20 protein-coding genes are annotated in these 24057 nt (G+C 54.6%); 8 read left to right on the top strand and 12 right to left on the bottom strand.

Annotation, left to right across the window (positions count from 1 at the left end; all coding sequences use genetic code 11):
* Positions 1 to 97: 97 nt before the first annotated feature.
* From J3P75_RS05690 to J3P75_RS05670, 5 genes are all read right to left on the bottom strand, one after another.
* Positions 98 to 4672, bottom strand: a complete 4575-nt coding sequence (locus J3P75_RS05690) for an AAA family ATPase (protein WP_434709588.1) — start codon at positions 4670 to 4672, stop codon at positions 98 to 100.
* A gap of 906 nt (positions 4673 to 5578) precedes the next feature.
* A complete protein-coding gene (locus tag J3P75_RS05685) occupies positions 5579 to 7195 on the bottom strand; it encodes an AAA family ATPase (RefSeq protein WP_434709587.1) in 1617 nt (538 codons plus the stop codon).
* Positions 7196 to 7468: 273 nt separating this feature from the next.
* The gene (locus tag J3P75_RS05680; RefSeq protein ID WP_434709586.1) at positions 7469 to 7825 is read right to left on the bottom strand and encodes a DUF7079 family protein; all 357 of its coding nucleotides are present in this window, start codon (positions 7823 to 7825) and stop codon (positions 7469 to 7471) included.
* Entirely contained in the window at positions 7810 to 8592 is a 783-nt protein-coding gene (locus J3P75_RS05675; protein WP_434709585.1) for a hypothetical protein, read from the bottom strand. Before J3P75_RS05675 ends, J3P75_RS05680 begins: the two co-directional genes overlap by 16 nt.
* 10 nt (positions 8593 to 8602) lie before the next feature.
* A complete protein-coding gene (locus J3P75_RS05670) occupies positions 8603 to 9148 on the bottom strand; it encodes a PAAR domain-containing protein (protein WP_434709584.1) in 546 nt (181 codons plus the stop codon).
* Positions 9149 to 9495: 347 nt separating this feature from the next.
* On the opposite strand from J3P75_RS05670, the gene J3P75_RS05665 reads away from it, so the two are divergent.
* The 4 genes from J3P75_RS05665 to J3P75_RS05650 all read left to right on the top strand — a co-directional run bounded on the left by J3P75_RS05665 (position 9496) and on the right by J3P75_RS05650 (position 13191).
* Complete coding sequence (locus J3P75_RS05665; RefSeq protein ID WP_434709583.1) at positions 9496 to 9825, top strand: hypothetical protein; 330 nt, start codon at positions 9496 to 9498, stop codon at positions 9823 to 9825.
* A 170-nt stretch (positions 9826 to 9995) separates the two neighbouring features.
* Positions 9996 to 10361 carry a hypothetical protein gene (locus tag J3P75_RS05660; RefSeq protein WP_434709581.1) on the top strand — a complete coding sequence of 122 codons (366 nt, stop codon included), beginning with the start codon at positions 9996 to 9998 and terminating at the stop codon, positions 10359 to 10361.
* Positions 10362 to 10461: 100 nt separating this feature from the next.
* Positions 10462 to 11199, top strand: a complete 738-nt coding sequence (locus J3P75_RS05655) for a hypothetical protein (RefSeq protein WP_434709580.1) — start codon at positions 10462 to 10464, stop codon at positions 11197 to 11199.
* A 72-nt stretch (positions 11200 to 11271) separates the two neighbouring features.
* Positions 11272 to 13191 carry an alkaline phosphatase D family protein gene (locus J3P75_RS05650; protein ID WP_434709579.1) on the top strand — a complete coding sequence of 640 codons (1920 nt, stop codon included), beginning with the start codon at positions 11272 to 11274 and terminating at the stop codon, positions 13189 to 13191.
* A gap of 123 nt (positions 13192 to 13314) precedes the next feature.
* Here the strand turns inward: J3P75_RS05650 and J3P75_RS05645 are convergent, their stop codons facing one another.
* The gene (locus J3P75_RS05645) at positions 13315 to 14487 is read right to left on the bottom strand and encodes an aspartate aminotransferase family protein (RefSeq protein WP_434709578.1); all 1173 of its coding nucleotides are present in this window, start codon (positions 14485 to 14487) and stop codon (positions 13315 to 13317) included.
* Positions 14488 to 14589: 102 nt separating this feature from the next.
* Here J3P75_RS05645 and J3P75_RS05640 point away from each other — a divergent pair, with 102 nt between their 5' ends.
* From J3P75_RS05640 to J3P75_RS05630, 3 genes are all read left to right on the top strand, one after another.
* Entirely contained in the window at positions 14590 to 15525 is a 936-nt protein-coding gene (locus tag J3P75_RS05640) for a LysR family transcriptional regulator (protein WP_434709577.1), read from the top strand.
* A gap of 15 nt (positions 15526 to 15540) precedes the next feature.
* On the top strand, positions 15541 to 15945 hold the full coding sequence (locus J3P75_RS05635; RefSeq protein WP_434709576.1) for a GNAT family N-acetyltransferase: 405 nt from the start codon (positions 15541 to 15543) through the stop codon (positions 15943 to 15945).
* 132 nt (positions 15946 to 16077) lie between these two features.
* Entirely contained in the window at positions 16078 to 16779 is a 702-nt protein-coding gene (locus J3P75_RS05630) for a hypothetical protein (protein ID WP_434709575.1), read from the top strand.
* Positions 16780 to 17029: 250 nt separating this feature from the next.
* Here the strand turns inward: J3P75_RS05630 and J3P75_RS05625 are convergent, their stop codons facing one another.
* Complete coding sequence (locus J3P75_RS05625; protein WP_434709574.1) at positions 17030 to 17521, bottom strand: RidA family protein; 492 nt, start codon at positions 17519 to 17521, stop codon at positions 17030 to 17032.
* A 343-nt stretch (positions 17522 to 17864) separates the two neighbouring features.
* On the opposite strand from J3P75_RS05625, the gene J3P75_RS05620 reads away from it, so the two are divergent.
* Entirely contained in the window at positions 17865 to 19049 is a 1185-nt protein-coding gene (locus J3P75_RS05620) for an AAA family ATPase (protein WP_434709573.1), read from the top strand.
* Positions 19050 to 19182: 133 nt separating this feature from the next.
* Here the strand turns inward: J3P75_RS05620 and cyoE are convergent, their stop codons facing one another.
* The 5 genes from cyoE to cyoA are packed head-to-tail and all read right to left on the bottom strand — an operon-like array spanning position 19183 to position 24018.
* On the bottom strand, positions 19183 to 20070 hold the full coding sequence (gene cyoE, locus J3P75_RS05615) for a heme o synthase (RefSeq protein ID WP_434709572.1): 888 nt from the start codon (positions 20068 to 20070) through the stop codon (positions 19183 to 19185).
* Positions 20071 to 20080: 10 nt separating this feature from the next.
* The gene (gene cyoD / locus J3P75_RS05610; protein WP_007916940.1) at positions 20081 to 20416 is read right to left on the bottom strand and encodes a cytochrome o ubiquinol oxidase subunit IV; all 336 of its coding nucleotides are present in this window, start codon (positions 20414 to 20416) and stop codon (positions 20081 to 20083) included.
* A complete protein-coding gene (gene cyoC / locus J3P75_RS05605) occupies positions 20416 to 21039 on the bottom strand; it encodes a cytochrome o ubiquinol oxidase subunit III (protein ID WP_090286077.1) in 624 nt (207 codons plus the stop codon). The genes cyoD and cyoC overlap by 1 nt, the downstream gene beginning before the upstream one ends.
* 3 nt (positions 21040 to 21042) lie before the next feature.
* The gene (gene cyoB, locus J3P75_RS05600) at positions 21043 to 23073 is read right to left on the bottom strand and encodes a cytochrome o ubiquinol oxidase subunit I (protein ID WP_103304511.1); all 2031 of its coding nucleotides are present in this window, start codon (positions 23071 to 23073) and stop codon (positions 21043 to 21045) included.
* Positions 23074 to 23076: 3 nt separating this feature from the next.
* Positions 23077 to 24018 carry a ubiquinol oxidase subunit II gene (gene cyoA / locus J3P75_RS05595; protein ID WP_090286083.1) on the bottom strand — a complete coding sequence of 314 codons (942 nt, stop codon included), beginning with the start codon at positions 24016 to 24018 and terminating at the stop codon, positions 23077 to 23079.
* Positions 24019 to 24057 lie beyond the last annotated feature (39 nt).

Raw genomic sequence — 24057 nt, 5'->3', positions numbered from 1 at the left:
ATGGCAACACCTGAAAAAAGGGCCTATGTAGGCCCTTTTTTAATATCGAGCAAAGCAATTGCTTACCGCTGAGGATCCTGCTGCAGAAACATACGCATTATGGCCTCTCAGCAGCTTTCAACCAATCATTTACGCCATTAACGCCAAGTGACAGTAGAGCATCCTGTATTACAACTACGCGCCGCAACATTGAACCGCTATCGTAGTCCTCACGCTCTTCCGCTTCAGCGAAGAGCCGTGTCATGAGCTGGGTCAAGCTATTTTTATGATCATACAGGTGAACGCTTCCAGCACTGACATAAGCAATATAACTTTCTGTTGACGCTAAGGCCAGGTCTGGATCACGCTGTACGATGGTGTTCAGCCACTCATGAAATCCGAAGAGACGATGCTGTCTTTTTTCCTCCTCCCTATTACTTGCATAGACTGAAAAAAATTGTTCAACAAGTTCTATTGGAATCGAGATCGCTTCGATTCTATCGTCGAAAATATGAGCCATTTGCTCGGCAACAGATAAGGCGTGAGCGCCACCTACATTTAATCCAAGGCCGATACCGGTTAAGCACTGCGCACGATTCTTTTGAATATTTTCGTGATACGTCCAAACGGTTGCCGCACCCCGCCAAGCGTCTGTACTGTCCAGCGCACTCAAGTCCTCAACAAACTCAGAAATATTTATATGATTAGTCATTGTAGCTAGCGCGGAAATACGACCCCATACCTCTAATCCCTCACCTCCCCCCTCCTCACAAAGACGAGCGAGCACGGGCATGACAACTTCGAAATTATTGTGATAAGCATAATAAAGGCACGGTTCGGCAATTTTCCAAAGTTCATTCCCGCCTTGAATGGCGAGATCAAACATCTCCCATCCAAAATCGAAATACACACTTTGCAAATATGGTAATCGTCGCATGATCATGGCGCGGATCGCAGGTTGATTATCACAGGCAAAACGTTTAAGCGTGGATATTAAGGAGTCCGGAAGTTCATAATTACGCTCTCCGAAATTATTGGCCAATATCATTAAGGCATCAGCGACGTCTCCCTTTGCCATATTAATACCTAATTCAATCAACCCTACAGAGTCCCCCTCAATTGGGTCAGCCTCATAAAGCTCCAAAAATTCTTCGGCCAAAGATACAAGCCGTACCGCTTCTTGCGGGCTGTCTATAACGTAGGCACAAGCTTCAAGCGCTTTGGCTGTAGAGCGTCGATGGCGCCATTCTGTTGGATGTCGTTCTAATTCATCGAGAATCTGGCATGACAGCAGTTCGGCTTGAGTTTCTTCGATTGGCTGCCAAGCTTCATTTGCTTTCAAGTTCCCATACCGATGTGCCAAGTAGGTGGCAACCCCATCCATAACATCATCGCGGAAAACCTGTGGCATTACATTCCAATTGAGACATAGTAAACTCAAAAATCTGGAGGGATGCCGGGAAGAGGCTTCCCGCAACTGCCAACCAACTTCACGCTCCCCGCCGACCAAAAAATCCGAGCCTCCCCAATCCGAGTGACCATAGTAGTGGGATAACAATCTCAATACACCACTATCAGTTGCGTCACAAAAAACTTCGAATGTGAATGGCGGCCGAACCATTCCGCCGAAAGAGTTAATCCTTGGCTGCCTGATCATTGCTCCTTCTTTTTTCTCGTAATGGTCCACTATCGACTGCAACTCACTTGACCGGAGATAGCTAGGAATAGCTATTATTAGCTCAGTTTTCGCCCTCAGCACCCATAGCGTTGACATCTCTGAATCGTGTTCTTTCCAGACACCGAGGATATTGGCCGTTACAAGGTCTTGCACACAGACGTCTAGCAAAATAAATGCCGTATTAATTAGAGACCCCAATTCGTAAGACAGCTCAAACTCCAGCATATTTTGATCACACAACATCCTGCCGATCAGAGGAAGATTGGTTGATGGAGATGCAGTGCAAGCAAGAATGGCAAAATAAAGTAACGCGCCTTCGTGATTGAAACAAAGCCGCTCTCTATTAGTATTCCACCATTCGGAATTGTTTTCCGCGTGATGAATAACTGATGCTTCAATCGCATCAAAAAGAACATTCAAACTACCCTTATGGCTCATATCTCTTCGACTATGCGCATCTTGATATGAGGTTTCGTTGAGAAACCCAGCCCGATAGCCTATACGGGTGTCACCAAAACGTGATGCGCGGACATTGCTCCAGTGCTCGATTGACTCAATCGCCATATCCAGCAATTTAGTGGACTGCAGCATTCGTGTGTTGATAAAGTTTTTATCTCTGTCCCCAAATTCATGCGCCTGACAACGCAACTTGTTATCCAGCCTGAATTTAAGAGCATCCTCGTCGCTTATGTCACCCGACACATAACGCCAGAGTACTTCATCTTCAACAACACCTGCCTCCACACAATTAGAAATAACCCTACCGAGAAAACTATATTCCCTCTGCGGCATTCCAAGTAGTCGCTGAAGCAGCGGTACGATGAGCGCCATGTGCTCCGACTTGATTTCGGATAAATAAACTCCTAGTCGCTCCGCAATTTCAGTGCTGTCGAGCCAGCTTATAGACAATACTTCCATCCAGAAAGTCAACACGCCCGAGCATTCAACATTGCTCCATTGTGCAACGCGATGAGCATGTACTTTCAATCCTTCCGCATCCTGCGCGACTCGCAAAGCGGGTACTAAGTGCTCGATCCAAAAATGATGCCATTCAACTGCACTGGCCAAACCATAAATCACCTGAAAGACATCCCGGTGCCTGTCCCGCAAGTCACGTATTAGTGGCCAATCCTCCTCATGCGGTAACTGCTCAGCAAAAGACTCTGCTACCAAACGTCTGATATGAAACGCTCCAGTGCCCATCAACACCGACCTGAGTTGTTTTCTAAATTCCCGGCGCTCACCCAATACTAACTGTGCGACAAAACTACGTATGCTGGGCCTTACAAAAGGAACGGGCGGTAGACCTTGTATAAACTCATTTAGGGTGACACCACTACGTAATGCACCACTAATTACTAGGACATCCAATAAAGTTTGATGCCCAAATGTTAATTTTCCGTCCTGCGTTTCTTGCAACACGTTAAGGCTACAAAGTTTACGCTGAATTTCTTGAGAAGCCGCGAATCGCTGATGGGGAACCACTAAGCTTCTAACTTTTAGCATTTCTGATGCGAGAGCTTCAATTGCTTGTACAGCCACATCTCCCAATTCATTATTGGAGCGCACGATCGTATCGAGATAACGCTGCCCCAAAGCTTGGCTGGTTACAACATTGAAACTTCCATCACGCTGGGCTAACTCGACGAATAATGCGAGCTCGCGGGGATTCTGTATTAAATGGCGAGTACTAGCATCAATAGTACCAGTCGAAATCCCCAATGCTTCAAGTAAGGGGACAATCTCGCCCAACCAATCTAGAGGATTGCACCTCAACTCACACGCCCATTTTCGCTCAGCAATCTTTCTATCATAGCGCCGGTCAAACTCGCGACAGGCAGTAATTACTGTGACATTAGGAATCAACAGAAGACGGTCTATTTGTGCTAAGAAGTATTGAAGCACTCGATGATCGCGTGCAATGGACAATACGTCCAACGAATCAATTAGTACAATTACCTGTGCTTCTTCAGCTAATCTGGCGGCTTTCTCAACCCATAGACTAGACAAGCCCTGCGCTGCACGATCCTCTGATGCTGCCAGATCTGCGAACTCACGGGACTGGATAAAGAGTGGCACAATATCAGGGTTAGTTTGTGCTCTTTTTTCTAGCGCCTCCTGCAATTCCAGCATTACACAGGATTTCCCTGATCCTGGAAGACCTGTTAGCAAAATTGATCTTTTTTGAGCATCGATAGAGACAAGAAGCTCCTCCAACACCCCGTTACTGAGACGGTGGCCAGCGATGTCTCGTCGCCAAGATCGACCGATTGCCGAAGTGCTTGAGAACGAATGGCGTATATCTTTTAGGTCCATTAGTGGAACCAGAAGTGCACCCGCCTTTTGGAGAATGTTCTTAAGGTCACCTTTGGTCAAGCGATCCTGGATTACAGCAGAGGAATTAATACCAACAAAACGTGCACCCAATCTGTCTAGGCTTGTCCAAAGTGCCGCAAATGCTGAGTCAGGATTGCTCACCATGCCGCGCAGACGCTCACGCAACAGACCCTCCATACGGTCCAAGTCGTCACTAGTTATAAAATTTGTTCGACGAAGAAACTCAAAGACTGAGACATTTTTTGCAAATTTCGCAAGCAACGCCGTTAAGCTTGCATCTACAGCCTTAAGCTCTATACCCAAGCTACTTCTGTAACTAGCTTCAGTGGACTGTGTCGAACAATGCTCTTTTAATTTTGCGACATCACCAAAGTTACTTCTAGAATAAAACCTTACATACGCGCTCTGATTAGCCGCTACTAATTTAGAGGCTTTCTCCAACTCATCGGAGAGGTCGCTCATCGACCAAGCCTTGAAATCGGTTTGATTTTTTTTGCACTGACAGGCGATCAACGTACCATCAGTTTTACTGATTACGACGTCATCTACGGAATAGGTGATCGAATCTATTTCAATCCATTGAAAGTCTTGATCTGACAGTACTGTCAGCGCCCAGTCGAATGCAACCAAGGTCTGGTAGACGTCGCCTCGATTAGAGCGTATGCCTGCAATGCTCATTTGTTCACTCCTGCCCTATGTTGTCTCTTCCTGATTTAGCCTTAGCTCTCCAATCATCTTGAGCATGACATTCGGCTCTGAGGCGCATCACTATGGGTTACTAACCGGAAGAAGTGTAGTTACATAACAATCCGGACGTTAAGCATAATTATGTAGCTGTGGGTTCTTCTTGGATTTTGGCCTAACCTCTTAAGGCTCTGCTCTGACGGACGGTAAGATCCTGGGTGAAAGCCGAAATGTGTTACACCAGCATGCGTAGTTACACCACGCGCAGGACAAACCAAAAATCACGTGTAGCGGTTATTTATCCTTTATTTTCAATAGTTTAAGCGTCTTCGCTACACCTGTTACACGGGTTACACCTCCTTTGATAGGTATTCGCCCCCACTCCCCGTAAGCAAGGGGTGCCATCAGCGAATGCGCCCCGACCGAGAAGGGGCCCCTGAGCAGATAACATCTGCACGGGGTCGGAAACCCGCCGGACTTTGTTAGCGGACAGGTGCCTAGCTTAGTGAACAGGTGAACCGGGTGAACACATCGTTCACCAGTGCGAATGCACAGTGTCTCGGAAAGTCGCCGGGGACCCTGAGCAAATCTGAAAGACACGGGGCACAAAACCCGCGTGATCTTGGCAGTGGCTGATTTTTGTACATTGGTTGACAGATTGACTTGGTTGACAGCCCAAGGTGTCCATAATCATCAACACAAAACGCCATCGTTACCGCTGCGGTAACGATGGCCTTTTTTCAGCAGAATTCTTTCGATTTCAATGCCTGAAATTTCAGTAACTTTGAAATCCTCCCACTAACACAGTCCTGCGGGTTTCCGACCCCGTGCCGAAGGAGATTCCTCAGGGTCCCCCGCAGTATTCATACCAACAGAACCTTGATTGCACGGGCCCGTGACCTATTGAATTTGCGGGATCTCTGGCAGCACCCGACGCAAAGCGCTCACGAGTCCGGGAGCCCGCTCGTTGAGAAGCATACGTGTAATCCATGCTTCAAATGGAGCACGGCTAGTATTCTTCAATCGACTTGCTGCTTTAGCCAGCATTCCTTTGTTGTCCACTAATGACAGCAGTTTAGAAAGGTCGCACTCTGCAATTGCTTCAGCAATATTGTCTCGCCGTTCCGTAGCAATAGCTTGAACGTCGAGACTCGCTGTCTGTTGCCGATAGGCCACGCCGATCGCTTCGACAGTAGCTTCCTGACTTAGATCAGTCCGCTTTAGTGTTCGGTCAATGCGTCGTAGGCAGTACATCCGTACGACTTGCTCTATCGCAGCAGATTGCCTTGCCATGGAGAGGAGATCGTTTTGCAATAACGAAAGCCGCTCTTCAATTTCTTCACCTGCCAAATGTTCCGAGATAGCTATCTCCCGGCTGACCTCAGGAAGTAAAAATAGATTTTCGATCTCTGAAACTGGCAATACCGCTATCCCCATACGCCCGAGATGTGCAATCTCCGCTTCCTCATACCCATCGGCATCGACAACCCCAGCGCAGTGAATTCGCGTGAAAGCGGTGTTGGATCTCAATGTTACAACCGCATGGATGACATCTTGACAGGAGCCTCGAGCCATCACAGTCCATTCCGGATATGCGCATCGGTAGACAGCTTTATCTAGACTATTATTATCGCCTTCAACGAAAAGAATTGGCCGGCGACTGCCAAGTAATAGTGTTGTCACCTCTTCCGAAAAGCCTGTATCTGCGGGCACAACATCGACGCCCCATGTAGGACCAACTGGCTGGTAATCGCGAATCACAAATTTCTGGCCAACCCTCGAAGCCGCAAACTCGAGATCATGCGTAATAAATAACAACGCACAATCCGGACGGGAGCTTTCTAACTGGTCCCATAACTTACTCATAATCGATCGATGAATGTGCAGCTCAGGCTCGTCAATTACCAGTACAGAGTTATCGGCCGCTACCAATACTTGCCCGATGAGGTAGAAAATTGCTCTCTCACCGTCACTCATATCCGATGCGCTATACAGATCCTCACTGCCTGGGAACCGCACCTGAATATCGTCTCCGCTAAATACAAGTTCACGATGCGGTAACAAATGCTCCCAAATCATTTTGAGCTGTTCAAATTTAGTAGCTAAAGCCTGGTGATTATTTCCTGCGCGTGAGTTCTGATGAGTCGTGAGGGCTGTGCGTGACTGCTCCGCAAATAAAGACTGTAGGAGGAAGTCAAAGTCGTTCAATAGCTTGCTGGCGGCTTTGGAGCCCCACCGGTGACCTGTTCTGTACTGAAGATTAATACCTTCACCGGCATGACCGAATCGCAGGCCATTTAAGGCGTGGCTTTCTTTTATCTTCGCTACGTCAGTCTTAAGCTCCAGCGCCCGATGAGCTGAAATCCTGTGTACCTCTTCACCACCGGCGTCTTCTAGGAAAACGGCGAGCCTACTCTTGCCAGCTCCGTTGGCGCCCACCAAAATTGCGGATGTCCCATTCTCGAGAGTGAGAGAAACATGACCATCAGTCGTTGGAATCGACAAAATAAAAGGCATTAGGTGAGCATCCTGGCTGGCTTGATTGACGTTCAGTGTATCTATAGACGACTTTTATTTTCGACGATATCAACAGACTTAGCGTGGCTAAGACATTACCAGCACTCAAAACCATGTATCCCTATCTGTATCCCTTCGCTTAAAATGCCTTCGCAGACCGCGGCCCCTATGGAACACTCCAGTCTCCCTCGGGCACTTACGTAGAGAAAAAGGTCTTGCGAAGCAAGACCTTTTTTCATCCGTAGGATATGGATGGTGTAGCGCTTGATCACCCTATAGCCTAGAGGCTATCTCCTTCCACATATAGTCATAGTTATATTCCAACCAACGTACCAGCAATTTGTCGAACTGCCTGCGAAACCAATTGCGGCGGCGCGCCACGAGCCTTTCCTCTATCTCGGTCCTGAGCCAATCCGGGTCGAAGCCAGTCCATACAGTGGGCAAAACTGCAGCAATATTCATGAAGCACACTGGCGCTACTTCGGCATAGAAAATCTCATAGAGTACGGCTGGATCCACGTCCTTGAGCTGACGAGCGACGTAGTCATAATCAGTGGGGAAATGATTGAAAGGCTCTGATAATGCGGCTCTAACGCTTGTCAGTTGTGGTTCAGTCAGAAGATGTCCCAATGGGAAAACTCCTCCAGCTCTTCATCCAGTGAGTCAGCAACCAGTCCTCCAGCAACTCCGCCGACAATAGATCCGACCAAGACCACCGCGATTGCACATATGGGAGCGCCGGGGCCACACAACGCAATGACTCCTGCGCCAGCAAGGATGCCGCCTGCGGCGCCGCCACCTACGATGATCCCTTGGCGTGCCGCTTCTTTAGGCTTGTTATCTGCTTCCAGTATTTGATACGTCGCCAAAGCGGCGGTCACGAGAACGCCAAGTTTGCCCATCATCACCATTTTTTTAGTGCCCTTGGTGAATTTGGGATCATCCCGACCGGCAGCTTCCAATATGGTGTAATGAACCTTATGCTGCTCTGCCGCGGAAAGAGTTTCATAACTTTTTTTGAAGAGCTCATTCGAGTAACGGTCCAGTAGCCACTTCAGCGTCCTGCCATCCAGTTTCTTTTTTTGAACAACCGCCAAGCCTTGCGCAGAGGTCAATTTGCGATGTTCTATCAAGATTCTGTTTCGCATCTCATGACTGAATGCCACCCCTTCCTGGGCGGAAATCTTGCCCGCCTTAACATCCTCTATCGTTTGTAGAGACATGCGTTTGATATTCCTGAGATAGCTTGCCCTGATCTTTTCATCAGAGATCGCATCCAGTGAAAATCTCAGCGCGGTGCCCTCCATCAGCTCTAAAGCTCTATCAAGTGGCGAATCCTGCAGGGCATGCTCGCGCTGGACTACGTAGCTGCCTGTCACAATGTACGGCTCGGTCATAGGACGGTCCTTATCCCAATATTTTGCTCAAGAGGCTTTCAGTGAGAGACGAGCTTTCGGCGGGCTGTTCCTCCTCGAATTTGAGCATCAAACACGTCTTGCCGGATGGGTTCGCGAATTTAACTGCATTGTCTTTATCGAAGACACCTTGCAGCGACGATCCATCCTCAAAATGCGCGACGCACGATAAGCCCTCATAGCTTTCCTCAGCAGGTATTCTGAAACCAATCCATCTGGCTTGCCCGATTAGCGGTTCCGGCGGAACAAACTTGCAGGGTGTATGCGTATCACCAATGATGATCGTGCTCGACCCACCGATGACAATGCTGCCGTGCGTACCGCCCGTATTGATGGTGGCAGCGTTTTTGCCATTGATGAAAACGGTTGAGGAAAGCCCCGAGGAGAGCGCACTGCCGCAGGTGCATGTGTCGCCTTGGCGAGCTGCGGGCAGGCCATCGAAAAACACGTCAGCAGAACCTGTCGCGATGGGGTTTGTTCCGTGCCCGGGAACTGGACAGCTGGAGGGATCGCTCTTACGTGCGGCTGGGTTAGCCATGGATGACTCCTGTCATGAAATCCTTTCGAAAGGCAAACCTAGCACGAAACTTAGCCTGGATTGCCGCTCTCAACATTCAAAAAAGCGCTCGGTTAGCGAACCGGCCTTTTTCGCTATTTCGGAGGCAGATCGGCTGGTACCGTGTTGGCGCTTATAGATCTCCGTCACATTTCGAGATCGGATGCGCGCTGACGTTCCACCGCAATTCCAATCAAACCGCCACATCAAAATGAATGTCAACGCTGCGCCAGCCACTCGTATAATCACGCCCGCGCTATAGGCCTGCCGGCGGCATCTTCGTGTGCGCAGCGGTTTCAAGCCCTCCACTTAAACTGACAAGACACCCCATGGAAACCTCACTGGAAACCATCGCCCTCTTCTCCCTCAAACTCGCCTACGAGGAGGAAGGCCTGAGCCCGATTCTGCGTAATGACATGGTCATGGGTGATTACCAGAAGGACATTTTCGCGCTGTTGGTCAAGCGCGGCGATGTGCAGGCGATTCAGTTCAAGATGAGTGAATGCCTGAGCCTGGCGATGGATGCGTTGGGCGGTGTCGAGAAGCCGTTGGGGCGGGAGTTGAGCAAGTTGTCGGCGCAGTTGAGTCAGGCGCAGTCGCTGGAGCAGTTGGGGCAGCCGCTGCTCGCGATCAAGGCGTATTTGCGCGACATTCTTTGATGCCGCGCGGGCATTGCTTGAGAAAACATCCCGGTATTTCTTCTGATCAGCGATGCGCAGTCCATGACAGAGAAGGCATGGCGCGACGCTACTATTTTGCTATCGTGCCGTCCACTCTCTACTGACGCTTCCAGTCGTCGTCTCTGTCTCGTGGAAGGAAGGAAAATTCGATGGATGCTTTGTTGTGTGCAGGGGTCATGGCTGCCATGTGGTTTTGGGTCGTGCGGCAGCGTGGGAACTGGAATCTGCTGTTGGCGAACCTTGCCGGGGCTGGCAGCGCTGTGGTGGCGGGCATCGTCTTCACGCTGATTTACGACGGGCTGTTCGGCACTACCATGGCAACGCCCGGACTGCATGGCAGCCTGGTGAGTTTCATGACCAGCGCCGGCGTCCTGGCGGGGGTGTGGTTGTGGATGGCCAAGCGGCGACAGCCAAAGCATCCGGTTGCCCGACAACTGCTCGCAGGCGTTTGTGGCTTCGCTGCGGGGATGGTCACGCTGGTGTTTCTGGCGGCTAATTATTTTCCGCAAGCGTAACCGGACGGTGCGTCTATTTTGCTATCTTGCCGGCCATCTCTGGCACACACCGTCGATGAGTGCTGTTTTCAGGTTATGAAGGTTCAAGGGAAAGGATCAAATGGAGTTTCTGCGTTTTCTGGCGTTTGTCGCGGTCTGGGGTTTGATGTGGCGCTGGGTGGTGAAGAACCGCGGTAGCTGGAATATTTTCTACAGCAACATCGTTGGCGCGGCGGGCGGTTTCATTGTCGGGTTGGTGGTGTTGTCGATCACGCTGTCGCTGTTTCCTTCTGCGTATAAAGACGAGCAGCCCGAGAGCGTCGTGGCGCAAAACGTCGAGCCGACCTCCGTGTTGCCTGAAGCCGAGGCGGTCACGCCCGCCACCGAGCTGAAAGATGCGCCGGCTTTTGCGGCCATCGAGCCGGACGAAACGCCTTCTCCTGCCGACTCGGCGTTGTTGCCGAACTACGCCAGCCGGGCGCCAAAAACCATGGCGGTGCAGACCGTGCTCAATCAAAGCGACTATGAGGGGCGCATGGCCCTGGCCGCGCTGAACAAGAAATTGCGCAGCGACGAACAGGCCGACAAGTCGATGATCGCCTATGTGATGTGCAGCCCGTTCGTGACCAGCACCCTGCGCTATCCTGCATCGGCGCGTTTTGCCGATAGCAAAGCGCTGGTCAGCCATCGCTTCAAGAATCAGGTGTACACCTTCAGCAACAGCGTCACCGCGCGCAACATGAATGGCGACGATGTCACCTACCGTTTCGATTGCTCTGTGCAAGAGCAGCCACGGGTTGACGCGACGGCTGGCGAATGGCGCTTGCTGGCGCTGAAAGTACAAAAAGCCGCCTCTTAAGCCTCGCTTAAGCGCTCAAGGCGCCGGCTGCGTTATCATCGCCAGCCTGTGCGCCTTGAGCTTTGCCCTTCGATGTCTCGACACCTGACCGATCCCTCTTTGCTGCCGCCGGTTCTGGCCGGTCCGCTGTTGCGCCGTCTGCAGCCAACGCGGCTGGTCATGTGGCTGGTCGGCAGTCGTGAACTCACGCTGACCTTGCGTCTGCAAGGTGTAGGAGACATTCCCCTCGATGCCGGGAAATGCACGGTCATTCCCGTAGGCCGCCACGCATTTGTTCACCTCATTGATGTTGCCCTCGACAGCGCCCTGCCCTGCGATACGCGTATCGACTATGACCTGCTGATTGATAACGCCGCGGGTATTGCCGACTGGGCGCCGCATCTGCTGTACGCCAATGCGACGAGTCCGAACTTCGTCCTGCGCGCGCGGATCGATCAGTTGCTGCATGGCTCCTGTCGCAAGCCGCACCATCCGGCAATCGATGGCCTGCTTTGCGTTGACCAGTTGCTGGCTGAGGAAGTCGATCCGCAGCAACGCCCGGCGCTGCTGATGATGAGCGGCGATCAGGTCTACGCCGACGATGTCGCCGGGCCGATGCTGCGGGCGATTCATGGGTTGATCGAACGGCTCGGCCTGTTCGACGAACATCTCGAAGGCGCGGTGGTCATCGACAGCGCCAAGCTCTACGAACACCCGGCCAGCTACTATCACCGTGCGGATTTGTTACCGGCGCTGGAGAGCAACGAGACGTTGCGTGAGCGATTTTTCGGCGGTGCGCGTAAGCCGATCTTCACCAGCAGCAGCGCCGACAATCATCTGGTGACCTTCGCCGAAGTCATGGCGATGTACCTGCTGGTGTGGTCGCCGACGCCGTGGTCGCTGATCAATCCGCAGGCACCGACGCTGACGCCACCGCGCCTGAAGCGCTACCGCCTCGAACAGACGCGCATCGATGCCTTCAAGGCTGGCCTGGGCAACGTCGCCCGGGCACTGGCGCATCTGCCGAGCCTGATGATTTTCGACGATCACGACATCACCGATGACTGGAACCTGTCCGCGCAGTGGGAGGAAACCGCCTACGGCCATCCGTTTTCCAAGCGCATCATCGGCAACGCGCTGATCGCTTATCTGTTGTGCCAGGGCTGGGGCAACAATCCCGATGCGTTCAAGGACGTGTTGACCAAGACCCGACAGCTGAGCGCCAGCGGTGATGACGGTTATCTGGACCAACCGGTGCAGGACGATCTGATTGATCAGTTGCTGCGCTTTCAGCAGTGGCATTTCGTTCTGCCGAGCAGCCCGGCGCTGGTGGTGATCGACACGCGCACGCGACGCTGGCGCAGTGAAATGGCGCTCAAGCAACCTTCGGGTTTGCTCGATTGGGAAGCGCTCAGCGAACTGCAGCAGGAACTGCTCGATCACCCGTCGGCGATCATCGTTTCCCCGGCACCGATCTTTGGCGTGAAGCTCATCGAGACCGTGCAAAAGGTCTTCAGCTGGTGCGGCTATCCGCTGCTGGTCGATGCGGAAAACTGGATGGCCCATCGCGGCGCCGCGCAGGTGATCCTGAACATTTTTCGCCACTCGCGCACACCGGGTAACTACGTGGTGCTGTCGGGCGACGTGCATTATTCGTTCGTCTACGAAGTGCTGATCCGCCATCGCAAGGCCGGCCCGCGCATCTGGCAGATCACCAGCAGTGGCATCAAAAACGAATTCCCACCGACCCTGCTGGAATGGTTCGACCGCCTCAACCGCTGGCTCTACTCGCCGCGCTCGCCGTTGAACTGGTTCACCAAACGCCGGCAGATGCGCATCGTGCCGTACACGCCCGAACATGCCGAGGCCGGGGAACGGTTGTGGAATTCAGCGGGGATTGGTCAGGTGTTTTTCAATGAACAGGGGCAGCCGCGAGAGATTATTCAGCACAACTCGAATGGGGCGGTGAAGACGCGGATGTTGGCGCCGGAGTTGGGGGATGAGCTTGAGTAAGACCTCACTTATCAAGTGTGGGAGCGAGCCTGCTCGCGAATGCAACGTGTCAGTCAACACAGATGTCGACTGACACTCCGCTTTCGCGAGCAGGCTCGCTTTCACAGTGAAATGGGCAAGCCATCAGTTCGCGGCCAGTGCTCGCCCAACCCCTCTGACAATAATCCCGACCTCCCGCTCATCAATCGTCAACGGTGGCAGCAGCCGTATCGTCTTGCCGCGTGTGACGTTGATCAACAAGCCGTGATCCCGTGCCGCAATCAGGGTCAGGTCGCGCACCGGTTGTTTCAGCTCGATGCCGATCATCAGTCCCTGTCCGCGAATTGCCAGCACATTGGGGTTGTCGGCAAGCTCCGCGCGTATCCGGGTCAACAGGCGCTCGCCTTGTACCCGCGCGTTGTCCAGCAGACCTTGCTCTTCGATGATGTCCATCACGGTGCAGGCGACCCGGCAGGCCAGTGGGTTGCCGCCGAAGGTGCTGCCGTGGCTGCCCGGGGTGAACAGGTCGGCCGCGCGGCCGCGTGCCAGGCAAGCGCCGATCGGCACGCCATTGCCGAGGCCTTTGGCCAGGGTCATGACGTCGGGAACGATGCCTTCGTGTTGAAAGGCGAACCACTGCCCGGTGCGGCCCATGCCGGTCTGGATTTCGTCGAGCATCAGCAGCCACGCATGGCGATTGCACTGATCGCGCAGGGCTTTGAGGTAACCGGGCGGCGCGACCCGCACGCCGCTTTCGCCCTGAATCGGCTCGACCAGAATCGCCACGATGCGCTCGCCGTGTTTACGCTGCACTTGTTCCAGTGCGACGAGATCGCCGAACGGCACTTTGACGAAATCTCCCGGCAGTTCGTTGAAACCCAGGCGCACCGCCGGGCCATCGCTGGCCGACAAGGTGCCGAGGGTGCGGCCATGAAACGCGTTGGCCATGACCACCACCAGCGGCTGTTCGATCCCCTTGCGCCAGCCAGACAAACGCGCGAGTTTCAGCGCGGTTTCATTGGCTTCGGCACCAGAGTTGTTGAAGAACGCGCGCTCCATGCCCGCCAACCGGGTCAGCCGCCTGGCCAGCTGTTGCTGCCAGTCGATGCTGTACAGGTTGGAGGTGTGCAAAAGCAATCCTGCCTGTTCGCTGATCGCCGCGACAATGCGCGGATGCGAGTGGCCGACATTGGTCACCGCCACTCCAGCCACCGCATCCAGATATTCACGACCGGCCTGATCCCACAGGCGCGTGCCCAGGCCTTTGGTGAAGCTGAGGGCCAGTGGTTGGTAGGTGTTCATCAGCGCGGCGGTCATGACGTGAAACTCCAGTTCGGGTCGGTGTACTGGCAGTATGGTTAGCCAGCGAAACTGGATAAACTCGGCAAAACTTCAATCATTTGAAAGCCGGACTTGATAATGGATTTGTTCCAGTCAATGAGCGTGTACGTCAAAGTCGTCGAGGGCGGAAGCATGACTGCAGCCGCTCTGCAGTGCGACATGTCGACGACCATGGTCGGCAACCACCTGCGCGCGCTGGAGCAACGGCTCGGCGTGCAATTGCTGCAGCGCACCACCCGCCGTCAGCGGCTCACTGAGTTCGGCAGCGTTTATTATCAACGCTGCCTGGACGTGCTCGGTCTGGTCGCCGACTCTGAACGCTTGGCCGAGCAGGCCCTCGACGAGCCACGCGGCTTGCTGCGCATTGCCGCGCCGCTGACCTTTGGCGTCGAACGCCTGACCCCGGCGCTCAGCGAATACGCCCTGCTGTATCCGCAAGTAAAACTCGACGTGGTATTGACCAACGGCCGCCCGGACCTGCTGGAGAATGGCCTCGATGTCGCGTTCCGCCTGGGCAGTTTCGATGAGTCGTCCAACCTGATCGCCCGCCCCTTGATCGACTACACCTTGACGGTCTGCGCCTCGCCCGATTACATCGCGAGACGCGGCATGCCGCACACGCCACAGGACTTGCAGCAACACGACTGCCTGTCGTTCGCCTACCCTGCGGGCGATGACTGGCAATCGGTGGAAAAGCGCTGGCGCCTCAGCGGCCCGGACGGAGAAGTCCTCGTCGACGTGAGCGGCCCGCTGCTGATCAACAGTTCCGCCGGTTTGCACCAGGCCGCGCGCAACGGCATGGGGATCATGATGCTGCCCGACGCACTGGTCGAACAGGACCTGCGCGAAGGCAAACTGGTCAAGGTAGTCGCCGATTACCCGCCACCGAGTCGGCCGATGCATTTGCTGTACGCGCCGGATCGTTATCGTTTGCCGAAGCTGCGCAGGTTCGTCGAATTTGCGATGCGCACGTGGGGCAAACCTGACGCCAAGCGCTCAACCATCGAAAGCTGAAAAGGACTTCAATCCATGCAGAACACGCTCAACGTTCGCGACTTGCGTCCCGATGAAACAGAGTCGGCGCGGCTGTTTCTCGGCGAGCATGGCTGGCGCCATCGCACCGGCGATGCCCAATCGTTCGCTCGCTTGATCGGCAATTCGCAACGCACTGCCATCGCCCTGCTCGGCGATCAGATCGTCGGCTTCGCCCGCGGCATCACTGATGAAATCTCCAATGGCTACCTGTCGATGGTGGTGGTTGATGCTCAGCATCAACGCAAGGGCATTGGCCGGGCGCTGGTTGAGCATGTGATGGGCGACGACCCGGACATCACCTGGGTGCTGCGTGCGGGACGCGACGGCGCGGAAGCCTTCTTCGCCAGTCTTGGCTTCGAAACTTCGGTGATTGCTATGGAGCGTCGGCGCCAGAAATAGCAGCGGCAGGGAAAAAACCCGACCACCAGCCCGTTGCTCCGTGACAACGCCGCCCCGCTCCCCTAAATTAGTCGGCCTGAAAAAGCCCTGGGCTTGTTCGTCTCCATTCAAGTTAAAAGTAGTGAAATTTCAATGTCCGATTTCAACACCGCTGAATCCGTAGTCACCCAGTCGTCCAAAGCGGAATACGAAAACTCCATCAATCTTTCACAACACCTGCCACAAGCCAAAATCATCAGCGAGATGGTCCTCGACGCGTTCCAGTCGACCCGCGAGAGCGACCAGATCCGCGAACTGCGCGCCGCCATTCGTCAGGCTCACGACAGCTTCGATGACGACAAGGCCTACGAACTGATGGGCGAACTCAAAGCGCTGAAAGACGCCGAGGCCGCGGACCTCGCCGCGCTGGAAGACCTGAGCAGCAAGTTCTCGATCGGGCGCATTCTGTCCAGCTTCAAGGACGACCCCGCGTTTCAGGAAATCGTCTACGGCCTCGCGCTGAAAGTGCTGAACCAGACCCATCAGGCGATCAGCAATCCGGGCGGCGGCAAAGGCAAGGCTGCGAAGAAGAAAGAAGTCGAAATCTTCACCATCAGCAAGGACGGCACCAGCGTGACCCTGCCGCTGCGCACGCCGCGTTCGCGTCTGAATGTGGACCGCGAAGCGTTGGAATTCCTTGGTTTCACCTTCGTCGGTGAAGGCGATGAGGCGGAGCTGGAAAGCGAAACTTTCCTGGATAATGCCGGGACGGAACAGGCTGTGAACCGTAAGAACATCATTACTGCGCTGCAGCAGAAGACGGCGTTTGACGGGTATAGCATCGCGGCGCAGTAATTCGCCGAGTGCTTGTGAAGAAGCCCCGCGCTGAGTGATCAGGCGGGGCTTTTTTTTCGGCTTGGGGTTGGCGGTGTTGGTTCGATCGTAGCCCCTCACCCCAGCCCTCTCCCCCAGGAGAGGGAGCTAAATTGTGTGGGTTCAACAAGCCGCGTTCACTGAACATCTCAAGTTGACGCAGGTTCAGAGAACGACTCAATCAGTCCCCTCTCCCCCTGGGAGAGGGTGAAGGAAACAGCCACCGCAGACCTCAAACCGAAGCATGCACCGCCGCAATCATATCCACTTCAATCGCCGCATTCTTCGGCAACTGATACACGCCGATAGTCGTGCGCGTATGCCGCCCGGCATCGCCCAGCACGTGGCTGAACACATCCGAAGCGCCGTTGGCCACTTCGCTCAGGTCGACGAAATCAGCCGTCGACTTCACATACACCGTCACCCGCAGCAGCGCGCGGATTTTGTCCAGCGACCCCACCGCATCGACGATCAGTGCCAGGCAACGCATGGCGCTGATGCTCGCGGCGGCTTGCGCGTCCTTGAGGGTCAACTCCAGCCCGACCCGGCCCGGATACAGAATCTTGCCATTGACCCGCGGGACCATCCCGCTGATGTACAGCTCATCGTGATGCCGAATCAACGGCGCGTAATTGCCACCGGCGGTGTTCTCGCCATAAATGTCGTAGTTCAGTTCTTCAGCCAGGGCGATAAAGCGCTCATCGCAGGTCATCCGTTCGGTCATTGCGCCCAGCCTTTGGTTTAAGTCACTTGTTTCGACAGTTGAAGGCCGCACCACGATTGCGAACGAACCAACGACACATTTGGATCCAAATCTAAAACTTTTACCAAGGCTTCGCAAGAAGCCTCTGGGTAGCTGGTTTCAAAGCGCTTTAGCTGACTCACCGCACCGACATGACGCTACGCGGCACATCGCTACGATTGTTTCCCTTCGAGCGTGAGCCTAGGGTCACACAGCTTCTGGCCTAGACGTAAACCGCCCCTCTATCGGGACGACCCTAGCTATTTATTTGCAGTTATACATGTTTATCACTATAACTATAAATAAGTTCGTATGAGATCAAGCTGTGGACAAAAACACCAATCCATTCAATCCCGGAGCAGGCGTTTCCCCACCCGAATTAGCAGGACGATCTGAGGTGCTGGAAACGGCAGATACCGCATTGGCTCGTACGAAGCGGGGCAAGCATGCGAAATCGCTGATGATTCTAGGCTTACGCGGCGTCGGAAAAACGGTGCTTCTGAATCAAATCAAAGACCGTGCTTTAGCATTGGGCTACCTCGCTGAAATGCAGGAAGCCCATGACGGCGCCGAGCTGAAGCAGCTCCTGATTCCGGTGTTACGCCGCGTGCTATTACGATTGGATCGAATGCAGAACACAGTCGAGACGGTCAAAAGAGGAATACGCATCCTCCGTAGCTTTATCGGCAATATCACAATAGCAGCGGGAGGCGCCGAAGTTACGCTTGGGGGAGATTCCGAAGCCGGCTATGCCGACAGTGGGCATCTTGAAGACGATCTGCGAGACGTCTTGATAGCAACAGCAGAGGCCGCTCGCGACGCAGGTCAACCGGTAGCCATATTGATTGATGAATTACAGTACCTGTCGAAAGAAGAGCTTGGCGCGCTTATCCGCGGCATCCATGCAGTAAACCAGGCAGCTCTGCCTCTGATCCTTTTTGGCGCGGGTCTTCCGCAGCTTGCTGGGCAAGCGGGCGATGCAAAAAGCTATGCTGAGCGGCTATTCGAATTTCCTCGCTTAGGCGCTCTGTTAGAGATAGATGCCTGGAAAGCCTTGCGGGACCCTGTTGAAGAGGAAGGCGCCAGTATCTCTGACGAAGCGTTACGCGAGATTTTTGAAAAGACCCACGGTTATCCCTATTTTCTGCAGGAGTGGGGCTATACCGCTTGGAACATCGCCAAGGGACAGTCTATAACGCAGGCAGATGCGCAGGCAGCAACGGAGGAAAGTATCCGTAAACTTGACGAGTCGTTTTTCAGGGTCCGCTTTGATCGCACAACCCCGGCTGAACGAGACTACATGCGTTGCCTTGCAGAGTTGGGAGAAGGACCGCAGCGCTCTGCTGACGTTGCGAAAGCGCTAGGGAGAAACGCTACGAGCCTGGGCCCGGTACGCGACAGTCTGATCAAAAAGGGCATGATCTACAGTCCGGAATATGCACTTATCGCATTCACCGTTCCGCTGTTTGATGAATTCATGAGACGGGTGACTGCCTCACCGCCCGCATAAATGCCGTTACACACCCATCAAGCCACCGCGGCAAGCTGTTGGAGCAGGCGGCATGCAAATAGGCATTAAAGCCACCAACAAAAAACCCCGCACATCTCTCAATGTGCGGGGTTTTTCGTGAAGCCTGTAAACCTTACGGCGCGTACGTCAGCAGCAGCTCGCCTGGCACCTTGAAGTCCAGGGACATCATGACGCTCAGCGCGGTGATGGTGAAGATCGAGAACACGAACAGCTTGCGTGCCCAGACCGTGTCATCCACTGCCTTGTAGCCGGTCCAGGCCATGTACAGCCAGTACATCCCCATGGCCGCGGCGACGGCGAGGTAGCTCATGCCGGCGTAGCCGCTGAAGGTCAGCATCAGGGTCGCCACGAGGAACGCCAGGATGTAGAGCAGGATGTGCTTCTTCGCCACTTGAATGCCTCGCTTCACTGGCAGCACCGGAATCGAGGCGGCCAGGTAATCGTTGAAGCGGAAAATCGCGATGGCGTAGGAATGCGGCATCTGCCACAGGCTGAACATCACCAGCAGGGTCAGCGCGGCCATGTCGAAGCTGTTGGTCACGGCGACGTAACCGATCACTGGCGGCATGGCGCCCGACAGACTGCCCACCAGCGTGCCGTGAACCGACTTGCGCTTGAGGTACAGGCTGTAGAAGCCGACGTAGATGATGAAGCCGATTACTGCGAACAAGGCAGCCAAGGGGTTGGCCACCTTGTACAACAAGGCAACGCCGAGAACACCCAGAATGGTCGCGTAAACCAGTGCCAGTTTCAGGGAGATCAAGCCCTGGACCAGCACACGGTTCTTGGTGCGTTCCATCTTCAGGTCGATGTCGCGGTCGATGCAGTTGTTGAACACGCAACCGGAGGCCACGACCAGGGAAGTACCGATCATGGCGGCCAGAAACACCGCCAGATCGACATGCCCTTTCGAGGCCAGGAAGAACCCGCCTGCCACAGAAAGCACGTTACCGAAAATGATCCCCGGTTTGGTGATTTGGATAAAGTGCTTGAGCGACATCGGGTCTACCTCACTTCGCCATCATGTACGTGTGGATGCTGAACATGATCCACAGCGACAGGCCAACCAGCAGCACGATCACGATCGCCGTAAAGACGAAGGCGATCACGTTGTTGCGCTGAGCAATGGAACGGTCCAGGTGCAGGAAGTAATACAGGTGAACGATCACCTGGATCACTGCGAACAACAGCACGATTGCCAGCGTCGTCGCCTTCGGCAGGCTCGGGTACATCACCAGGCCGAACGGGATGACAGTCAGGATCACCGACAGGATGAAGCCGATCGCGTACGACTTGACGCTGCCGTGGCCAGCATCATGGCTGTCATGGGAGTGTGCATTAGCCATTACAGAGTCCCCATCAGGTAAACAACGGTGAATACGCAGATCCACACCACGTCCAGGAAGTGCCAGAACAGGCTCAGGCAGCTCAGACGGGTCTTGTTGGTCGCCGTCAGGCCGTGCTTGTTGACCTGGTACATCATCACGCCCATCCAGATCAGACCGGCCGAAACGTGCAGACCGTGAGTACCGACCAGGGTGAAGAACGCCGACAGGAAGCCCGAACGGCTAGGACCGAAGCCCTCGGAGATCAGCAGGTGGAACTCGTTGATCTCCATGGCGATGAAGCCTGCGCCGAGCAGGAAGGTCATGAACAACCAGCCCAGGACCGCCTGCTTCTTGCCTTTGTACAACGCCAGCATGGCGAAGCCGTAGGTGATCGAACTGAACAACAGCAGAGCGGTTTCGCCCAGTACGTAAGGCAGTTCGAAGATGTCGTGGCCCGACGGGCCACCGGCAACGTTGTTTACCAGTACTGCGTACACCGCGAAGATCGACGCAAACAGAATGCAGTCGGTCATCAGGTAGAGCCAGAAACCGTATACGGTCATCTCGCCCGAGTCGTGGTGATGGTCATCGTGCCCATGGTCACCATGGGCGTGTCCAACATTGGTCACTAAGTTCGACATGGTTTAAGCCTGTTCCAACGAGGTTTCAACACGGGTGGCACCGGCCGGGATTTTCCCTGCCGCGACCAGACGCTTGTGCTGCTCGGCTTCGATACGCTCGATCGTTTCAACCGGAACCATATAGCCCTGGTCATCACGTGCAGCGTGGATCACGAAGTAGATGACGGTGCCGGCCAGGCTGGCGATCGCCAACCACCAGATGTGCCAGATCATCGCGAAACCGAAGACGGTCAACAGTGCGCCCATCACCACGCCAGTGGCGGTGTTGTTCGGCATGTGGATCGGCTCGTACTTGGCCGGACGCTGGTACGCAGTACCGTTTTCCTTGGCTTCAGTGAACGGGTCGATGCAGTCAGCCTTAGGCAGCACAGCGAAGTTGTAGAACGGTGGTGGCGACGAGGTCGACCATTCCAGCGTGTGCGCATTCCACGGGTCACCGTGATCGCAAACGTTCTCTGGCTTGTTGCGGTCACGCACACTGACGTACAGCTGGATCAGTTGGCAGGCGATACCGACAGCAATCATCACCGCACCGAACATGGCAACGTACAGGTACGGTACCCACTCAGGGTTGGTGGTGGCGTTCAGACGACGAGTCATGCCCATGAAGCCCAGTGCATAGAGCGGCATGAACGCGACGAAGAAGCCCGAGATCCAGAACCAGAACGCTGCTTTACCCCAGCCTTCGTGCAGCTTGAAGCCGAACGCTTTCGGGAAGTAGAACGCGAAGCCAGCGATGTAACCGAATACCGCACCGCCGATGATCACGTTGTGGAAGTGCGCGATCACGAACAGGCTGTTGTGCAGCACGAAGTCAGCACCCGGGATGGCCAGCAGTACGCCGGTCATGCCGCCGATGGCGAAGGTCACCATGAAGCCCAGAGTCCACATCACCTGGCTGGTGAAGCGCAGACGGCCCTGGTAGATGGTGAACAGCCAGTTGAACAGTTTCACACCCGTCGGGATGGAAATCAGCATCGTCGCCAGACCGAAGAAGGCGTTGACGCTGGCACCCGACCCCATGGTGAAGAAGTGGTGCAGCCAAACCATGAAGCCCAGTACCGAGATCGCGCCCGAGGCGTAGATCATCGAGTGGTGGCCGAACAGTTTCTTGCCGGTGAAGGCCGAGATCACTTCCGAGAAGATGCCGAAGGCCGGCAGGATCAGGATGTAAACCTCAGGGTGGCCCCACGCCCAGAACAGGTTGACGTACATCATTGGATTGCCACCAAGTTCATTGGTGAAAATGTGGAAATCCATGTAACGGTCAAGCGTCAGCAGTGCCAGGGTCGCGGTCAGGATCGGGAACGAAGCCACGATCAGAACGTTGGCCCAGGTGCAGGTCCAGGTGAAGATCGGCATGTCCATCAGTTTCATGCCAGGGGTACGCATTTTCAGTACGGTCGCGAGGAAGTTGACCCCCGTTAGCGTCGTACCCAATCCGGACAGCTGTAGCGCCCAGATGTAGTAGTCCATCCCCACGCCAGGGCTGTACTGCAGACCCGACAGCGGCGGATAGGCAACCCAACCGGTCTTGGCGAATTCGCCGACGCCCAGCGACAGGTTGATCAGCACAACGCCGGACACCAGCAGCCAGAAGCTCAGGGAGTTGAGGAACGGGAACGCCACGTCACGCGCGCCGATCTGCAGCGGCACTGCAAGGTTCATCAGGCCGGTGAAGAATGGCATCGCCATGAAGATGATCATGATCACACCGTGAGCGGTGAAGATCTGGTCATAGTGTTCAGGTGGCAGGTAGCCAGGCGAACCTTCGGTGGCCATGGCCAACTGGGTACGCATCATGATCGCGTCGGCAAAACCGCGCAGCAGCATGACCATGGCGACGATGATGTACATCACGCCGATTTTCTTGTGGTCGACCGACGTCAGCCACTCGGTCCACAGGTACGTCCACTTCTTGAAGTAAGTGATCGCAGCGAACAGCGCCAGACCACCGAGGGCGATCATGGCGATGGTCACCATCACGATCGGCTCGTGGAATGGGACTGCTTCCCAACTTAATTTACCAAACATCGTTTACTCCTCTGCCCCGGCAGCTGAATGCGAACCCGCGTCAATATCCGTGGCCGCCACTTCTTTCTCTTTCTTCTCGTGCTTCAGCGGCTTGCCCGGCTTCATACCTTCGTACTTGTCGACGATGATCTGGAACTGGTTCGGCGTGACCGACGAGTAGAGCTCGACTGGGTTGTTCTGGCTCGGTTTGGCAAGGGCCGCGTACTCAGCTTGATCAAGCTGTTTAGGTGACTTCTTGACTTCACTTACCCAGGCGTCGAAATCTTCCTGAGTGGTGGAGATAGCCTTGAATTTCATACCGGTGAAACCGGCGCCGCTGTAGTTGGCGGAGATACCGTCCATTTCAGCGTTGCGGTCGGCGATCAGGTGCAGCTTGGTCTGCATGCCCGCCATCGCGTAGATCTGGCCGCCCAGACCCGGGATGAAGAACGAGTTCATCACGGCGTCAGAGGTGATCTTGAAGTTGATTGGCGTGTGCGCCGGGAACACGATCTTGTTGACCGTGGCGATGCCTTGTTCCGGGTAGATGAACAGCCACTTCCAGTCCAGTGCGACCACTTCGATGGTCACAGGCTTGACGTCGGACTGGATCGGACGATACGGGTCCAGTTCGTGGGTGGAAATGTAGGTGATGTAACCCAGAGCGATGATGATCAGGACAGGAATGGTCCAGACCGCCACTTCGATCTTGGTCGAGTGCGACCATTTCGGGGTGTAGACGGCGTTCTTGTTCGACGCGCGGTATTTCCAGGCGAACAGGAAGGTCATGACGATAACCGGCACCACGACCAACAGCATCAGCAGGGTCGCGGTGATGATCAGGTTTCGCTGTTCCAGGCCAACCTGGCCCGTTGGATTGAGCAAGGTCATGTTGCAGCCTCCCAGCAACAACGTGCCGAGCAGCGGCACTAGGCCTAGTAATCTGGGGTACCTGTTTTTACTCATCTCACGACCTCTAAAGCAGCTTGCGCAATGCAGTTGGGT

Origin of the sequence: Pseudomonas sp. R1-1, assembly GCF_051132135.1 — a bacterium.
Taxonomy (GTDB): Bacteria; Pseudomonadota; Gammaproteobacteria; order Pseudomonadales; family Pseudomonadaceae; genus Aquipseudomonas.
This window is presented reverse-complemented; position numbering and strand designations above follow the sequence as displayed.

Excerpts from the sequence above, each read along its gene's own strand:
- J3P75_RS05690 (WP_434709588.1), bottom strand. The coding sequence starts at position 4,672 with ATGAGCATTGCAGGCATACGCTCTAATCGAGGCGACGTCTACCAGACC.
- J3P75_RS05685 (WP_434709587.1), bottom strand. The coding sequence starts at position 7,195 with ATGCCTTTTATTTTGTCGATTCCAACGACTGATGGTCATGTTTCTCTC.
- J3P75_RS05675 (WP_434709585.1), bottom strand. The coding sequence starts at position 8,592 with ATGACCGAGCCGTACATTGTGACAGGCAGCTACGTAGTCCAGCGCGAG.
- J3P75_RS05670 (WP_434709584.1), bottom strand. The coding sequence starts at position 9,148 with ATGGCTAACCCAGCCGCACGTAAGAGCGATCCCTCCAGCTGTCCAGTT.
- J3P75_RS05665 (WP_434709583.1), top strand. The coding sequence starts at position 9,496 with ATGGAAACCTCACTGGAAACCATCGCCCTCTTCTCCCTCAAACTCGCC.
- J3P75_RS05660 (WP_434709581.1), top strand. The coding sequence starts at position 9,996 with ATGGATGCTTTGTTGTGTGCAGGGGTCATGGCTGCCATGTGGTTTTGG.
- J3P75_RS05655 (WP_434709580.1), top strand. The coding sequence starts at position 10,462 with ATGGAGTTTCTGCGTTTTCTGGCGTTTGTCGCGGTCTGGGGTTTGATG.
- J3P75_RS05650 (WP_434709579.1), top strand. The coding sequence starts at position 11,272 with ATGTCTCGACACCTGACCGATCCCTCTTTGCTGCCGCCGGTTCTGGCC.
- J3P75_RS05645 (WP_434709578.1), bottom strand. The coding sequence starts at position 14,487 with ATGACCGCCGCGCTGATGAACACCTACCAACCACTGGCCCTCAGCTTC.
- J3P75_RS05640 (WP_434709577.1), top strand. The coding sequence starts at position 14,590 with ATGGATTTGTTCCAGTCAATGAGCGTGTACGTCAAAGTCGTCGAGGGC.
- J3P75_RS05635 (WP_434709576.1), top strand. The coding sequence starts at position 15,541 with ATGCAGAACACGCTCAACGTTCGCGACTTGCGTCCCGATGAAACAGAG.
- J3P75_RS05630 (WP_434709575.1), top strand. The coding sequence starts at position 16,078 with ATGTCCGATTTCAACACCGCTGAATCCGTAGTCACCCAGTCGTCCAAA.
- J3P75_RS05625 (WP_434709574.1), bottom strand. The coding sequence starts at position 17,521 with ATGACCGAACGGATGACCTGCGATGAGCGCTTTATCGCCCTGGCTGAA.
- cyoE (WP_434709572.1), bottom strand. The coding sequence starts at position 20,070 with ATGTCGCTCAAGCACTTTATCCAAATCACCAAACCGGGGATCATTTTC.
- cyoD (WP_007916940.1), bottom strand. The coding sequence starts at position 20,416 with ATGGCTAATGCACACTCCCATGACAGCCATGATGCTGGCCACGGCAGC.
- cyoC (WP_090286077.1), bottom strand. The coding sequence starts at position 21,039 with ATGTCGAACTTAGTGACCAATGTTGGACACGCCCATGGTGACCATGGG.
- cyoB (WP_103304511.1), bottom strand. The coding sequence starts at position 23,073 with ATGTTTGGTAAATTAAGTTGGGAAGCAGTCCCATTCCACGAGCCGATC.
- cyoA (WP_090286083.1), bottom strand. The coding sequence starts at position 24,018 with ATGAGTAAAAACAGGTACCCCAGATTACTAGGCCTAGTGCCGCTGCTC.